Genomic DNA, 14,632 nt, shown 5'->3' on the forward strand with positions numbered 1-14,632 from the left:
CACGTTCAGGCGTCACGATCGTCGACGCCCGCGGATTCGAAGCTCGCCATCTCGCGCATGAACGCCGCCGCCGCGCACACGAGCGGCAACGCGAGCGCCGCGCCGGTGCCCTCGCCGAGCCGCAGGTCGAGTGCGAGCAGCGGCTTCGCGCCGAAATGCTCGAGCATCCGGCGATGCCCCGCCTCGTGCGACGTGTGCGAGAACACGCAGTAGTCGCGCACGGCCGGCGCGAGCCGCTCGGCGACCAGCAGCGCGGACGTCGCGATGAAGCCGTCGACGAGGATCGTCATCCGCTCGCTCGCCGCCGCGAGAAACGCGCCCGTCATCATCGCGATCTCGAAACCGCCGAACGTCGCGAGCACGTCGAGCGGCGTGATCGCGTGCGAATGCCGCGCGAGCGCGTGCCCGAGCACCGCGCGCTTGTGCGCGAGCCCCTTGTCGTCGAGGCCGGTGCCGCGCCCGACGCAGGCGTCGATCGGCACGTCGAGCAGGCGGCTCATCAGGCACGCGGCGGACGACGTGTTCGCGATGCCCATCTCGCCGAAGCCGATCACGTTGGTGCCGAGCGCCGCGTGATGACGCACGCGCGCCGCGCCGGCCGCGAGCGCGGCGACGGCCTCGTCGCGCGTCATCGCGGGCTCGTGCGCGAAGTTGCGCGTGCCGCGCGCGATCGGCAGCGCGATCAGCCGGTCGGACGCGGGCAGCGGCGACGCGACGCCCGCGTCGACGATCTCGAGCGTGCTCTGCACGACGCTCGAGAACGCGTTGATCGCCGCGCCGCCGGCGAGGAAGTTCGCGACCATCTGCGCGGTCACGGCCTGCGGATACGGGCTCACGCCTTCGGCCGCGATCCCGTGGTCGGCGGCGAACACGATCGTCACCGGACGCTGCACGAGCGGACGCTCGGTGCGCTGGATCATGCCGAGCTGCAACGCCAGCGCCTCGAGCTGGCCGAGACTGCCGGGCGGCTTGGTCTTGTGGTCGATCACATGTTGCAGGCGCGCGCGCAGCGAAGCGTCGAGCGGCGCGATCTCGGGCAGGAAGTCGGTCGGTGTCATCGGGAGTTCACCTCATGGGCGCGGCAACCGCCGCGCGTCGAAAGTATGGCATTCATCGCCGCTCCGGCCATGCGGGCAGCAGCGCATCGCGGCCGTCCTGGCGGATCAGCACCAGCGGATAGCCGAACGCGTCGCTCGCGCGCTCGGGCGTCAGCACATCGTGCACGGGCCCCGCCCATGCGCTGCCGCGTCCGTCGAGCAGCAGCGCATGCGTCGCGAAGCGCCGCGCGAGATTCAGATCGTGGCACGAAAACAGCACGGTGCGCTGGCCGGCGTCGAGCCACGCGGCCAGTGCGGTCAGGCAATCGGTCTGGTGATGCAGGTCGAGATGCGCGAGCGGCTCGTCGAGCAGCAGCAGCGGCGCGCCCTGGCACAGCGTCGCGGCCAGCGCGACGCGCTGCCGTTCGCCGCCGGACAGCGACAGCACGTCGCGCCCGGCGAACGCCGCCAGGCCGAAGGTTTCCAGCGCGTCGCGCGCGGCCGCGCGATCGCCGTCGCGCTCCCAGCCCCAGCCACCCAGATATGGGAAGCGGCTCAGCAGCACCGTATCGAACACGGTCGCGCTGAACGCGTCGTGCAGTTGCTGCGGCATCAGCGCGCGCCGCTGCGCGAGCTGTGCCGACGGCCACGCGGCGAGCGGCCGGCCGTCGGCTTCGACGTGGCCGCCCGACGGCGCGGCAAGCCCCGCGAGCGCCGCGAGCAGCGTCGTCTTGCCTGCGCCGTTCGGCCCCGCGACGCACCAGATCTCGCCAGGCCGGAACGTGTGCGTGAAACCGCTCAGCAGCGTGCGCGCGCCGGCTCGCAGCGTCAGGTCGACGGCCGCATACGCGGCGCCGCCGAAACGATCGAATTCGATCGCGCTCATCGCATCGGTCTCCTCAGCAACATCCACAGGAACACCGGCACGCCGATCAGCGCGGTCATCACGCCGACCGGCAGTTGCGCGGGCGCGATCACGGTGCGCGCGAGCAGGTCGGCCGCCATCACGCCGCCGCCGCCCGCGAGCATCGCGGCGGGCAGCAGCATGCGCTGGTCGTTGCCGAACGCGAGGCGCAGCGCGTGCGGGACGACGAGCCCGACGAAGCCGATCGTGCCGGCGGTCGTCACCGCGGCCGCGGCGGCCAGCGACGCGACGAGATAGATTCGCATGCGCAGCCGCGCGACCGGCACGCCGAGCGCGAGCGCGGTCGCGTCGCCGCGCAGCAGCACGTTCAGTTGCGGCGCGGCCGGCAGCGCGACGCCCGTGGCGAGCGCGAGCGCGGCCCACGCGAACCACGGCGTCGCGACGCCGTTCAGGTCGCCCGTCAGCCAGAAGATGATGCCGCGCAGCCTCGCATCGGGCGCGAGCGACAGCAGCAGCGTGACGAGCGCACCCCACCCGGCAGCGATCACGACGCCGGTGAGCAGCAGCCGCGGCGACGCGTCGCGCAGCTCGCCGCGCCACAGCTCGCGGCGCGCAAGGCCGAGCACGAGCCCCACCGACACGAGCGCGCCGGCGAACGCCGACGCGTCGACGAGCCACCATGCGCCGCCCGCGATCATCGCGACCAGCGCGAAGCCAGCCGCGCCGCCCGACACGCCGAGCACGTACGGCTCGGCGAGCGGATTGCGCAGCAGCACCTGCAGCAGCGCACCCGCAAGCGCGAGCAGCGCGCCGCACGCAAAGCCCGCGAGCGCGCGCGGCAGGCGCAGCGTACGGACGATGTCGGCGAACAGCGCCGCGCCGCCCGACGCGTCGCCGCCGTGCGGCACGAGCGACGCGAGCGCCTGCAGCGGCGAGATCGGCACGCTGCCGATCGTCAGCGACGCGACGAACAGCGCGGCGACCGCGGCCGCGAGCGCGGCCCAGATCGCGGCGGCGCGCGCCGGGCTCATGCGGCGGCCCGTCCCGCGCGCGCGGCTGCGCCGCCCGGCCGCTTACTGCTGCTGCCAGCCGAGCGTGACATAGGCGCCGCGACGCGGCGTGTTGTAGGCGTAGGCAAGCTCGTAGTCCTTGTCGAAGAGGTTGTCGATGCGCGCGCTGACGTACCACGCCTTCGTGATGTTGTAGCGCGCGGACAGGTTGACGAGCCCGTAGCCGCCGAGCCGCCCGCCGTACCGATCGTTGCGCGCGCCGCTGACGAACCACTCGCCGCCGACACGCACTGGACCGAACGCGCGGCTCACCGCAGCCGACGCGAAACGCCGCGCGCGACGGTCCAGGTCCTGATTCTGCGATTCGTTGACCGGGTTCTGCAAGGTGCCAGCCACCCGCACGTCGGTCGCGCCCACGCGCCCTTGCCACGATGCTTCGAGCCCCTGCACCTTTGCACGGCCGACGTTCTGGGCGACGGGCAAGGCGCTGCCCGCGACGACCGCATAGTCGATGAGGTTCGAGTAACGAGTCTGAAATGCAGTCAAGCGCATGACGCCCACCGCGTCGGACGCATACTGCAACGCGGCCTCAACCGAATGACTTCGTTCGGGCTGGATCGACGGATTACCGAAAATTGGGTAGTAGAGGTCGTTAAAGGTCGGTGCGCGAAACGCGCTCGAATAGCTCGCCGTGACTTTCCACCGGTCGGTGAGATCGAGACCGTAACCGAGATAGTACGAGTTCGCGCCGCCGAAATCAGAATACTGGTCGCGCCGCGCGTTCGCCTGGAACTGCTGGCGGCCGACGCGCCCCGTGTAGCCGAGCCAACCGGAATTCACGTGACGCTGCGGCGCCGAATAGACGTTCGACATGAACTGCTGGTCGAGCCGCTCGTAGCCGGCCTGGATCACGTGGTCCGGCGCGATCCGGAAATCGTTCTGCCACGTGTACTGACGGCTGTCGGTATTGAAGTGGTCGGTGTAAGCACCGTTCAGTTCCGGCTGGCTGCGATCGTTGCCGATCGCGACGCTCACGTGCGTCGTCCACCAGTCGAACAGCTTGCCGTTCGCGAATGCGCGCGCCTGCTGCACGCGCGAATACAGGTTGTTCAGGTCGGTCGGCGCACCGGACGCGTTGTCGTAGCTGTTGTTGCCGTTCGACTGGAAATAGCTGACGCCCGCGTCCCAGCGGGCATCGAAGCGGTGCCGCAGCGACGCGGTGACGCTCTCGTTCAGATAGCCGTTCGCGTTCGGGTTCGCATTCGGCCGCTTCGCCGGATCGAGCGCGGAGAAACCGTTGTCCTTCTCGCGCGCGACCGACACGCTGAAGGTCGTCCTGCCGTCGCCGTCGAGCCGGCCCGACACGCCCGCCTGCTGCGTCTGCGTGCCGTAGCTGCCGAGGCCGACCGCGAAATTGAACCGCGGCGGATGATTGCCGCCGTGCTTCGTGAACACCTGCACGACGCCGCCGATCGCGCCGGAGCCGTACAGCGACGACACGTTGCCGTTCACGACCTCGACGCGCTCGATCTGGTCGAGCGGCAACTGGCTCAGTTGCGCGGCGCCGAGGCTCGCGGAATCGACCCGCACGCCGTCGATCAGCACGAGCGACTGCGTCGATTGCGCGCCACGCAGGAACAGTGTCGCGGTCGCGCCCGGGCCGCCGTTGCGCACGATCTGCGCGCCCGGCGCGAGCGCGAGCAGCGTCGGCAAATCGGCGCCGGGATGCGCGGCGATGTCCTGCGCATCGAACACGGTGGTTTGCGGGACCGCGTCGGCGAGCGCCTGCGGCGCGCGCTGCGCGGTGACGACGACCGGCGCGAGCGGCGCGGCGTCGTCGACGGTATGGCCGGCGGATGCGGCCGTGGGTGCAGCGGGGGCCTTGCCGTCGGCAGCGGCCGTCTGCGCGGCGGCGGCGAGCGGCAGCCCGCAAAGCGCGCCGAGCGCCGTGCGAGCGATTGGGGTCAGCATCGAAGAAAGTCCTGTGAACCGCAGCGCGCCCCGCTTCCCCGCAGGCCGCGCGTCACGAAGCCCGCGCACGGGCTCCCCGCCTCGGCCGGTATCCGGGCTGGCGGCGTTCCGGCTCGCCTTCCCGCGCGACATGCGCAGTGGCCTGCGCCCGCGTGCGAACCGCACACGCCGAGCGCATCCGAGCCGGCCTGCATCGTTCGATGCGGCCGCTTACCGTTGCGGGGGCAGCGCAGGTTGGCGGCTCCTGGCGGAGCCCGCGCCCTGCTTCCCGTTTAACCGCGCGTTGCACGCGCGAGCACCGAGGCGGCGCGTAGTTTAGGAGCGGGCCGCAAGAGCGTCAAGAAAGCGGTCCGCGCGGCGCGCGACCCGCGCATTCGCGGCATGAAGCGGGGGTGTTACGACTGGAAACGTTACATATGTCGGAATGTGCGTTATTCCGCGCTAAAATGCTGGGTCTTTAGAGGACGCAGCAGATGCTCAACGAACTCGAAACCTTATCTCAAAATATTGGCCGACTGATTGCGCTGAACCAGCGCTATCACTCGGAACGGCTCGCGCTCGAGGAGCAGGTCGCGCAACTGCGCGCGGAAGCGGACACGGTGCGCGGCGAGCTCACGCAGCTGCGCGAGGAACGCAACGCGCTCGCGGAAGAACGCGATACGCTGTCGGCGAAGATCGACGACGCACAGGTCAAGCTGAACGCGATTCTCGAGAAGCTGCCGCGCACGAAGAGCGCGGCCGAAGCCGACAACCAGCTGGACCTGCTGGATGCGCAGTCGCGCGCCGATAGCAACGACGCGGCCAGCCACGGAGAACATGCATGAGCACCAAGCAGATCGAAGTCTCGATTCTCGGCCAGGCCTACCGGCTCGCCTGTTCGGCCGAGACCGAAGCGGCGCTGCTCGAGGCGGTCGCGCGCGTCGATGCGGAAATGACGAAGATCCGCTCGAACAGCTCGGTGCGCGGCACCGACCGCATCGCGGTGATGGCGGCGCTGTCGCTCGCGTCGGAGTTGCTGCGGCTGCAGCAGAGCGTGCGTCACGGTGAAGCATTTCCCGCGGAAGAAATCCGGCGTACAATGCGCCAGATGAATGAACAGCTCGGTGCGGTGCTCGCACAGCACGAGACACAGTAACCCGAATCGATGCGTCGATTTCCCTTGATCTCCACGGTCAACAGTGGTCAAATTGGACGCATAGATTCACTGTTTCACAGCTTTGTCAGCTTCCCTGCCTGGTTCGCCAAGGTCATATATTCCTTGAACCAATGCCATGTGCACGGTTGCGGAAATTTGTAGCACGGGCGCGCGCGTCACTCTGTCTGATGTACCCGAAGTGCTGCTAACTGCGACCAATTCTGAACCCCAGGTTCAGGATGCCGGCCTAGCGGCTAAGGCGGGGGCCTATCCAACGGCATCGGGTACATGACCCGATGCCGTTTCCTTTTGCAGCAGCCTCTTTCTGCGTCGATCACGATCCATGCAATACTGGCTGATGAAGTCCGAACCGGACGAAGCGAGCATCGACGATCTCGCGAGCGCGCCGCAGCGCACGCTGCCGTGGACCGGCGTGCGCAACTATCAGGCGCGCAATTTCATGCGCGATACGATGCAGATCGGCGACGGCGTGCTGTTCTATCACTCGAGCTGCCCTGAGCCCGGCATCGCGGGCCTCGCCGAAGTGTCGTCGACACCCTACCCCGATCCCACGCAGTTCGATCCGAAGAGCCCCTATTACGATCCGAAGTCGACGCAGGAAACGCCGCGCTGGCTGCTCGTCGACGTGCGCTTCGTGAAGAAGGCGTCGCTCGTGCCGCTCGCCGCGCTGCGCGAATACGACGAGCTCGCCGACATGCGCGTGCTCGCGAAAGGCAACCGGCTGTCGATCACGCCCGTCACGCGCGCCGAATGGCGCTTCATCACCGAACGGCTGATGAAGTGAGCATAAACGGGCGAACGTCAAATTTGGTCAACACGCGACCGCCCGTCCGGAACTCGCGGCGCGGTCGCGCAGCCTAAGCAACCGCTGCCGGCCAATCGGGCCGGCTGTCGTTTTTTCGTCGCGCGGCCCGCCCGCGTCGCGCACGCGTGATCAGCGTGCGCGCCCTCGCACAAGGAGTCCAACAATGACCAAGAAATCCGCACTCGCGCTGTCGCTCGTTCTCGCCGCCGCAGTTCCCGTCGCGCTGACGCTCGCGTCGCCCGCCGCGCGCGCGCAAGCCGTCAACCCGCACTTTCCGGAACCGTCGGGCGTGCTGTCGCTGTCGTCGCAGGCGAGCGCCGAGGTGCCGCAGGACATCATCCACATCACGCTGTTCTACGAGCAGCAGGCGAAGGACCCGGGCAGCCTGACGTCGGCGCTGAACCAGCGCGCCGACGCCGCGCTCGCGCAGGCGAAGGGCGTGTCGGGCGTCACCGCGCACACGGGCGCGTTCTCCGTTTATCCGAGCACCGATCGCGACGGCAAGATCTCCGCATGGCGCGGCCGCACCGAGGTCGTGCTCGAATCGCGCGATTTCGCCGCGGCGTCGAAGCTCGCGGGCCAGCTGTCGAACCAGATGCAGGTCGCGAACGTCGAGTTCTCGCTGTCGCCGGAAGCGCAGCGCGCGGCCGAGCAGAAGCTCACGACCGAAGCGATCAAGTCGTTCCGCGTGCGCGCGGACGAAGCCGCGAAGGCGTTCGGCTACAACAACTATTCGATTCGCGACGTGAATGTCGGCAGCGGCCGCAACGTGCAGCCGTACCCGCGCATGATGGCGATGGCGGCGGCACCGATGGACAGCGCGAAGATGAGTGCACCGATCGCGGTCGAAGGCGGCAAGGCGACCGTGTCGGTCACGGTCAACGGCTCGGTGCAGATGAAGTAACGCACGACGCTCGAGCACATCGGATGCGAAAACGCCGGCCCAGTGGCCGGCGTTTTTCGTTGGTGCGTCAGTCGCGCGATCGCATCACGCGGCCGAGGTCGCCGCGCGGCGGCGGTAGGCCCAGACCATCAGCGCGACGCCCGCGAGGATCATCGGCAGCGACAGCCACTGCCCCATCGACAGGCCGAGCGCAAGCAGCCCGAGGAAGTCGTCCGGTTCGCGCGCGAACTCGACCGTGAAGCGCGCGAGACCGTAGCCGATCAGGAACAGCGCGGAGATCGCGCCCATCGGCCGCGACTTGCGCGAGAAGAAGAACAGCGCGAAGAACAGCACGACGCCTTCGAGCGCGATTTCATAGAGCTGCGAAGGATGGCGCGGCAGCATCTGGTATTGCATGAACACATCGGCCAGATGCCACTTCGCGACGAGCTCCGGATGCGCGGGCAGCCAGGCCGCATCGTCGCGCATCGCGCCCGGGAACAGCATCGCCCACGGCGAATTCGGATCGGTCACGCGGCCCCACAGCTCGCCGTTGATGAAGTTGCCGAGCCGGCCCGCCGCCAGCCCCGTCGGCACCATCGGCGCGACGAAGTCGGTGACCTGCAGCCAGTGGCGCTTGCGCTGCCATGCGAACAGCATCATCGCGAGCGTCACGCCGAGAAAGCCGCCGTGAAACGACATCCCGCCTTCCCATACCTTGAAGACGTCGAGCGGGTGCGAGATGTAGTAGCCCGCCTTGTAGAACAGCACGTAGCCGAGCCGGCCGCCGAGCACCGTGCCGAGCACGCCGTAGAACATCATGTCGTCGATGTCCTTCGCGGTCCAGCCCTGCGCGGCCACATGCGGCAGCTTCAGGCGCAGCCGGCCGACGACGATCGCCGCGATGAACGCGACGAGATACATGAGCCCGTACCAGCGCACGGCCAGCGGCCCGAGATGGATCGCAACGGGGTCGAAATTCGGGTGAATGATCATGGGTTAGCGGTGAAGTTTTCGAATTCGGCACGGCGCGCACACCTGCGTCGCGTCGCGCATTGGACGGCGCCGGCGCGCCATCGTTCGCGTCATGCGCGGACGAACGCCCGTGCGCGCACGATGTCGATGAAGCCGGCCAGCACAGGACTGACGTCGCCGGTGCGCCACACGAGGCCCGTCTCGACGACGGGCGCGACGTCCGCGAGCGGCCGGTAGACCACGCCGGTGCGCCGCAGGTTACGCAGCGATTGCGGCACCAGTGCGACGCCCATGCCGGCCGACACGAGGCTCACGATCGTCTGCATCTGGATCGCTTCCTGGCCGATGCGCGGGGTCACCCCCGCCGCGCCGTAGCAGCCCGTAATGATGTCATAAAAGCCGGGCGCCAAACGACGCGGGAAGATCACGAGCGGCAGCGGGGCGACGTCGGCGAGCCGCACCGGCGCGTCCTCGGGCGTGTCGGCCGGCGCTCCGGCGGCCGGCATCGCCAGCACGAGCGGCTCGCGCACGACCGGCAGGTACGACAGCTCGGCTGCATGACGCGGCGGCACCGGCGGAATGATCAGCCCGGCGTCGATCCGGCCCGCGGCGAGCTCCTCGATCTGCACGTCGCTCGTCGCTTCCTCGAGCTGCAGCCGCACCTGCGGATAGCGCGCGCCGAACGCGCGCAGCAGGGATGGCAAGAGCCCGTAGTCGGCGGTCGACACGAACGCGAGCGCGAGCGAGCCGGTCTCGCCGCGCGCGAGGCTCTGCGCGCGCGGCGGCAGCGCATCGGCCGCTTCGAGCAGCTTGCGCACGTCCGGCAGCAGCGCCGCGCCGACCGCGGTCAGCGCGACCGAGCGCTTGGTGCGCACGAACAGCGCGACGCCGAGCAGCTCCTCGAGCGCGCGGATCGCCTGCGACAGCGGCGGCTGCGTCATCGACAGGCGCGCCGCCGCGCGGCCGAAATGGCGTTCCTCGGCGACGGTCATGAAATAGCGCCACTGGCGCAGATCGGGGGTCAGGTCAGGCATCGATCAGTGATATAAGAATCGACCTAATAGGCGATGAATAATATATTGGACACGCTCAAACGGACATTGCATTCTTGCCTCAGCCGCGTCGATGCGTCGCCGTCGGACGCACCCGCCGACGTCCCCACCAACAAGGATGGAGTCCCCCATGTCATACAACCGTCGCTCGAAGAACGTCACGCAGGGCGTGGCCCGTTCGCCGAACCGCTCGATGTATTACGCGCTCGGCTACCGGAAGGAAGATTTCGACAAGCCGATGATCGGCATCGCCAACGGCCATTCGACGATCACGCCGTGCAACGCGGGCCTGCAGCGCCTGTCGGACGCGGCGGTCGCGGCCGTGAAGGCCGCCGACGCGAATCCGCAGATCTTCGGCACGCCGACGATCTCGGACGGCATGTCGATGGGCACCGAGGGGATGAAGTACTCGCTCGTATCGCGCGAAGTGATCGCCGACTGCATCGAGACCTGCGTGCAGGGCCAGTGGATGGACGGCGTGGTCGTCGTCGGCGGCTGCGACAAGAACATGCCGGGCGGGATGATCGCGCTCGCGCGCCTGAACGTGCCGGGCATCTACGTGTACGGCGGCACGATCCGCCCGGGCCACTGGAAAGGCAAGGACCTGACGATCGTGTCGTCGTTCGAGGCGGTCGGCGAGTTCACCGCGGGCCGGATGTCGCAGGAGGATTTCGAAGGGGTCGAGCAGAACGCGTGCCCGACGACGGGCTCGTGCGGCGGCATGTACACCGCGAACACGATGAGCTCGTCGTTCGAGGCGCTCGGCATGTCGCTGCTGTATTCGTCGACGATGGCGAACCCCGACGAGGAAAAGGTCGACTCCGCCGCCGAATCGGCGCGCGTGCTGGTCGAAGCGGTCAAGCGGGACCTGAAGCCGCGCGACATCATCACGAAGCAGTCGATCGAAAACGCGGTGTCGCTGATCATGGCGACGGGCGGCTCGACCAACGCGGTGCTGCACTACCTGGCGATCGCGCACGCGGCCGAGGTCGACTGGACGATCGACGATTTCGAGCGCATCCGCAAGCGCGTGCCGGTGATCTGCGACCTGAAGCCGTCGGGCCAGTACGTCGCGACCGACCTGCACCAGGCCGGCGGCATTCCGCAGGTGCTGAAGATCCTGCTCGACGCCGGCCTGCTGCATGGCGACTGCATGACGATCACGGGCCGCACGCTCGCCGAGGAGCTGAAGGACGTGTCGAGCACGCCGCGCGCGGACCAGAAGGTGATCTACCCGATCGGGCAGGCGCTGTACAAGGAAGGCCACCTCGCGATCCTGAAGGGCAACCTCGCGGAAGACGGCGCGGTCGCGAAGATCAGCGGCCTGAAGAACCCGGTCATCACGGGCCCGGCGCGCGTGTTCGACGACGAGCAAAGCGCGCTGGAGGCGATCCTCGGCGACCGGATCCACGCGGGCGACATCCTCGTGCTGCGCTACCTCGGTCCGCAGGGCGGCCCGGGGATGCCGGAGATGCTCGCGCCGACCTCGGCGATCATCGGCAAAGGCCTCGGCGAGTCGGTCGGCTTCATCACCGACGGCCGCTTCTCGGGCGGCACCTGGGGGATGGTGGTCGGCCACGTCGCACCGGAAGCGTTCGTCGGCGGCACGATCGCGCTCGTGCAGGAAGGCGACTCGATCACGATCGACGCACACAAGCTGCTGTTGCAGCTCAATGTCGACGACGCCGAACTGGCGCGCCGCCGCGCCGCGTGGAAGCAGCCGGCGCCGCGCTACACGCGCGGCGTGCTCGCGAAGTTCGCCGCGCTCGCCCGCCCGGCGAACCAGGGCGCCGTCACCGGCTGACGCCCGGCCGGGCCGCGATGCGGCCCTGATTGACCGCACGCAAAGGGAGCGCGAAAAACTCGCGCTCCCTTTGCTTTTATAATGCCCGGGAGTCAAGCCGGCGGTGCCTGCCGGCGGAGAACGGCATGAAACAGATGATTTTGCGCACGACGCTCCTGGCCCTGCTGCTCGGTGGCACGGCTGTGCGCGCCGCTGAGGCGGACGGCCTCGCGCTCGCGCAGCGCAAGAACTGCATGGCCTGCCATGCGGTCAGCAAGCCGCTGATGGGCCCGTCATTCCACGATATCGCGAGCAAGTACGCGCCGCGCGGCGATGCGAGCGACTACCTCGCGCAGACGATCGTGAAGGGCAGCGTCGGCGTGTGGGGCGGTGTACCGATGCCCGCCAATACCCAGCTGACGGGCGCCGAAGCGCACGCACTGGCCAACTGGGTGATGTCGCTGAAATAAGGCGCGCAGGCCCCTTAGCCCGCATGTCCGGTGCGGCGGCGCGCGATCTCGTCGTCGACCGCGTCCCGCACCCAATCCATCACTTCGGTCTCGAGCGCCAGCGCCACTTCGCGCGTGATCTGGCTGACGAGCCACGCCGTATGGTCGTGCAGCGCGTCGCGGCAGCGCGCCTCGATCGCTTCCCGCCCTTCCCCGGTCAGATAATTCGTCAGACGATCGCGCAATCGCTCGGCAATATGCTGCGCGTCTTCCGGCGTCAACGATACCGCAGCCATCCCGGGCGCATCCGCCTCCCGCTGGACCGGCGCCAGCTCGACGACCGGCACCTCGGGCGTCGGCACCGGCTGGACCACGACCGTCGCGGGGTCGGCTTCGATTTCAGCAGGCGCGGCCGCTTCGGCCTCTTCGGCCGTCTCCGCCGCACCCTCCGGCGTCGCCACGGCCGGCTTGCCCGGCGCGATCACGTCGGTAAGCACCGGAATCGCCACGTCGTCCTGCGGCAACCCGGCCTCAGGCCGGCGCGCGGGCGCCGGATGGCCCGGCACCAGCACGTCCGTCAGCATCGGGATGGAGGAGGTTTCGGCTTGTCCCACGGTGATACTCCGTCGACTGCCGGGCTAGCTGCCCTGCTTGTAGTTGTTCAGCGCATAGCCGCGATCGCGATAGAAGCGGTAGCGCTCGCGGCCCGCGGCCAGTTCGGCCGGCTCGTTGCCGACCACCTCGAGCAGCCGCTCGAAGCGCGCGAACTGCGCCGGCACCGCCGCGCCGAGATTCAGCAGCACCTGGTGATGCGGCGCCTTGTCGAGATCGGCGGCCAGCACGATCGGCGTGTCGGCCGCGTGCTGGCTGTCGATCCCGCAATGCGGGATGAAATCGAGCGGCGAGAACGTCCAGAGCTGCTCGTCGAGCGCCCGCAGGCGCGCGGGCTCCGCGAGCACGACGACCGGCTGCCCCGCCTGGTAGGCCTTGCGCAGCAACCGGCACGCGTAAGCGAGCGAATCGCCGACGTTCGAGTGGAAATCGATCCGCGTCATCGCCCGCACACCCGCAGTGTCGACCACTGTGCCATCACTGGCCGGCGCGGTCGATCAGGAACTGCGTGAGCAGCGGCACCGGACGGCCGGACGCGCCCTTCGCCGCGCCGCCCTTCCACGCGGTGCCCGCGATGTCGAGGTGCGCCCACGGGTAGCTGTCGGTGAAGCGCGACAGGAAGCACGCGGCCGTCACGGCGCCGGCCGGACGCCCGCCGATGTTCGCGAGATCCGCGAAGTTCGACTTCAGCTGGTCCTGGTATTCGTCGTCGAGCGGCATGCGCCATGCCGGATCGTTCGCCTCGCGCGACGCGTCGAGCAGTTCGCCCGCGAGCGCGTCGTCCTTCGAGAACAGGCCGCTGTTGTGGCCGCCGAGCGCGATCACGCAGGCGCCCGTCAGCGTCGCGACGTCGATCACCGCGGCCGGCTTGAAGCGCTCCGCGTAGGTCAGTGCGTCGCACAGGATCAGGCGGCCCTCGGCGTCGGTGTTCAGCACCTCGATCGTCAGCCCCTTCATGCTGGTGACGATGTCGCCCGGCTTGGTCGCGTTGCCGCCCGGCATGTTCTCGCAGGTCGGGACGATCGCGACGACGTTGATCTTCAGGCCCATCTCGGCGACCGCGCGGATCGTGCCGAGCACCGAGCCCGCGCCGCACATGTCGTACTTCATCTCGTCCATGCCCTCGCCCGGCTTCAGCGAGATGCCGCCCGTGTCGAACGTGATGCCCTTGCCGACCAGCACGACCGGCTTGGCCTTCGCCGCGGCGCCCTGGTAGTGCAGCACGATGAACTGCGCCGGCTCGACCGACGCGCGCGCGACCGACAGGAACGAGCCCATCTTGAGCGCCTGGACCTGCTTGAGCCCGAGCACCTCGGCCTTCAGGCCCCAGTCCTTCGCGAGCTGCTTCGCGGTGTTCGCGAGATAGGTCGGCGTGCAGACGTTGCCCGGCAGGTTGCCGAGATCGCGGGTCAGATCCATCCCGTTCGCGAGCGCGACGGCCTGCTTGACCGCGACCTTCGCGGTCTTCTCGTCGGCCGGATCGACGCTGAACACGATGCGCTTGAGCGCATGCGACGCCGGCTCCGGCTTGCTCTTCATCTGCGTGAAGCGGTAGGTCTCGTTGCGCAGCGCGAGGATCGCCGCGCGCACGCCCCAGTCGGAGCCGCGCTCGTCGACCGGCAGCTGGGCCAGCGTGAAGGTGACCTGAACGACCTTGGTCGCGAGCAGCGCGCGCCATGCGGCGGTGACCGCGTCGTTATAGGCTTTCTGATTGAAAGCATCCTGCTTGCCGAGGCCGACCAGCAGCACGCGCGACGCGCCGATGCCTTGCACCTCGTGCAGGAACAGCGTCTTGCCGCGCTTGCCGTCCATGTCGCCGGCCTTCACGACGCGCGAGATCAGCCCCTTGGTGGCCGTGTCGATGTCGAGCGCGGCGCCCGACAGCGTCTGCGCCTCGAAGATGCCGAGCACGATGCAGTCCGACTTGCCGGTCAGGAACCCCTTCGACTCGCCCTTGCTCCAATCACAGCCTTTTATGCTAAAGTCCATCGCGCTTGTCCTCGGATAAAATCTGGGCTAAGGATGAAAGCCGCA

General features: G+C 68.7%; 15 protein-coding genes, 1 other RNA gene and 1 riboswitch. Of the genes, 7 read left to right on the plus strand and 9 right to left on the minus strand.

The annotated features are described in order from the left end of the window. Positions 1 to 5 precede the first annotated feature (5 nt). The 4 genes from cobT to B7P44_RS13600 are packed head-to-tail and all read right to left on the minus strand — an operon-like array spanning position 6 to position 4,883. Entirely contained in the window at positions 6 to 1,058 is a 1,053-nt protein-coding gene (cobT, locus tag B7P44_RS13585; RefSeq protein ID WP_084904975.1) for a nicotinate-nucleotide--dimethylbenzimidazole phosphoribosyltransferase, read from the minus strand. A gap of 52 nt (positions 1,059 to 1,110) precedes the next feature. Continuing rightward, positions 1,111 to 1,923, minus strand: a complete 813-nt coding sequence (locus B7P44_RS13590; RefSeq protein ID WP_084904977.1) for an ABC transporter ATP-binding protein — start codon at positions 1,921 to 1,923, stop codon at positions 1,111 to 1,113. Further along, the gene (locus B7P44_RS13595) at positions 1,920 to 2,933 is read right to left on the minus strand and encodes a FecCD family ABC transporter permease (protein ID WP_084904979.1); all 1,014 of its coding nucleotides are present in this window, start codon (positions 2,931 to 2,933) and stop codon (positions 1,920 to 1,922) included. The genes B7P44_RS13590 and B7P44_RS13595 overlap by 4 nt, the downstream gene beginning before the upstream one ends. A gap of 42 nt (positions 2,934 to 2,975) precedes the next feature. After that, on the minus strand, positions 2,976 to 4,883 hold the full coding sequence (locus B7P44_RS13600; protein WP_084904980.1) for a TonB-dependent receptor domain-containing protein: 1,908 nt from the start codon (positions 4,881 to 4,883) through the stop codon (positions 2,976 to 2,978). Positions 4,884 to 4,949: 66 nt separating this feature from the next. Then, a riboswitch (cobalamin riboswitch) is annotated at positions 4,950 to 5,201 on the minus strand. Positions 5,202 to 5,356: 155 nt separating this feature from the next. Here B7P44_RS13600 and B7P44_RS13605 point away from each other — a divergent pair. The 5 genes from B7P44_RS13605 to B7P44_RS13625 all read left to right on the plus strand — a co-directional run bounded on the left by B7P44_RS13605 (position 5,357) and on the right by B7P44_RS13625 (position 7,748). Further along, the gene (locus B7P44_RS13605; protein WP_084904982.1) at positions 5,357 to 5,707 is read left to right on the plus strand and encodes an ATPase; all 351 of its coding nucleotides are present in this window, start codon (positions 5,357 to 5,359) and stop codon (positions 5,705 to 5,707) included. Next, entirely contained in the window at positions 5,704 to 6,018 is a 315-nt protein-coding gene (locus B7P44_RS13610; protein WP_010090984.1) for a cell division protein ZapA, read from the plus strand. The genes B7P44_RS13605 and B7P44_RS13610 overlap by 4 nt, the downstream gene beginning before the upstream one ends. A gap of 88 nt (positions 6,019 to 6,106) precedes the next feature. Beyond that, a non-coding RNA gene (gene ssrS / locus B7P44_RS13615) (6S RNA) lies at positions 6,107 to 6,288 on the plus strand. A gap of 73 nt (positions 6,289 to 6,361) precedes the next feature. Beyond that, positions 6,362 to 6,823, plus strand: coding sequence for an EVE domain-containing protein (locus tag B7P44_RS13620; RefSeq protein WP_084904984.1), 462 nt, complete (start codon positions 6,362 to 6,364; stop codon positions 6,821 to 6,823). A gap of 184 nt (positions 6,824 to 7,007) precedes the next feature. Then, positions 7,008 to 7,748, plus strand: a complete 741-nt coding sequence (locus B7P44_RS13625; RefSeq protein WP_084904986.1) for an SIMPL domain-containing protein — start codon at positions 7,008 to 7,010, stop codon at positions 7,746 to 7,748. An 84-nt stretch (positions 7,749 to 7,832) separates the two neighbouring features. On the opposite strand, the gene lgt is transcribed toward B7P44_RS13625, so the two are convergent. Beyond that, positions 7,833 to 8,723: a prolipoprotein diacylglyceryl transferase gene (gene lgt, locus B7P44_RS13630; RefSeq protein WP_084904988.1), complete on the minus strand. Its 891-nt coding sequence runs from the start codon at positions 8,721 to 8,723 to the stop codon at positions 7,833 to 7,835. A gap of 89 nt (positions 8,724 to 8,812) precedes the next feature. Then, complete coding sequence (locus B7P44_RS13635; protein ID WP_084904990.1) at positions 8,813 to 9,736, minus strand: LysR family transcriptional regulator; 924 nt, start codon at positions 9,734 to 9,736, stop codon at positions 8,813 to 8,815. Between the two features lie 148 nt (positions 9,737 to 9,884). Here B7P44_RS13635 and ilvD point away from each other — a divergent pair, with 148 nt between their 5' ends. Then, positions 9,885 to 11,558, plus strand: coding sequence for a dihydroxy-acid dehydratase (ilvD, locus tag B7P44_RS13640; RefSeq protein ID WP_084904992.1), 1,674 nt, complete (start codon positions 9,885 to 9,887; stop codon positions 11,556 to 11,558). A gap of 125 nt (positions 11,559 to 11,683) precedes the next feature. Further along, positions 11,684 to 12,007 (plus strand): c-type cytochrome, encoded by a 324-nt coding sequence (locus tag B7P44_RS13645; RefSeq protein WP_084904994.1) that lies wholly within the window; start codon positions 11,684 to 11,686, stop codon positions 12,005 to 12,007. A gap of 14 nt (positions 12,008 to 12,021) precedes the next feature. Here B7P44_RS13645 and B7P44_RS13650 read toward each other — a convergent pair whose 3' ends face one another. Genes B7P44_RS13650 through B7P44_RS13660 form a run of 3 tightly spaced genes read right to left on the minus strand, consistent with a single transcriptional unit; the run spans position 12,022 to position 14,587 of the window. Continuing rightward, positions 12,022 to 12,600: a DUF2486 family protein gene (locus tag B7P44_RS13650; protein ID WP_084904996.1), complete on the minus strand. Its 579-nt coding sequence runs from the start codon at positions 12,598 to 12,600 to the stop codon at positions 12,022 to 12,024. A gap of 24 nt (positions 12,601 to 12,624) precedes the next feature. Continuing rightward, positions 12,625 to 13,041, minus strand: coding sequence for a DNA polymerase III subunit chi (locus tag B7P44_RS13655; protein ID WP_084906674.1), 417 nt, complete (start codon positions 13,039 to 13,041; stop codon positions 12,625 to 12,627). A gap of 34 nt (positions 13,042 to 13,075) precedes the next feature. Continuing rightward, entirely contained in the window at positions 13,076 to 14,587 is a 1,512-nt protein-coding gene (locus B7P44_RS13660) for a leucyl aminopeptidase (RefSeq protein ID WP_084904998.1), read from the minus strand. Positions 14,588 to 14,632 lie beyond the last annotated feature (45 nt).

The organism is Burkholderia ubonensis subsp. mesacidophila, assembly GCF_002097715.1.
Lineage (GTDB): Bacteria > Pseudomonadota > Gammaproteobacteria > Burkholderiales > Burkholderiaceae > Burkholderia > Burkholderia mesacidophila.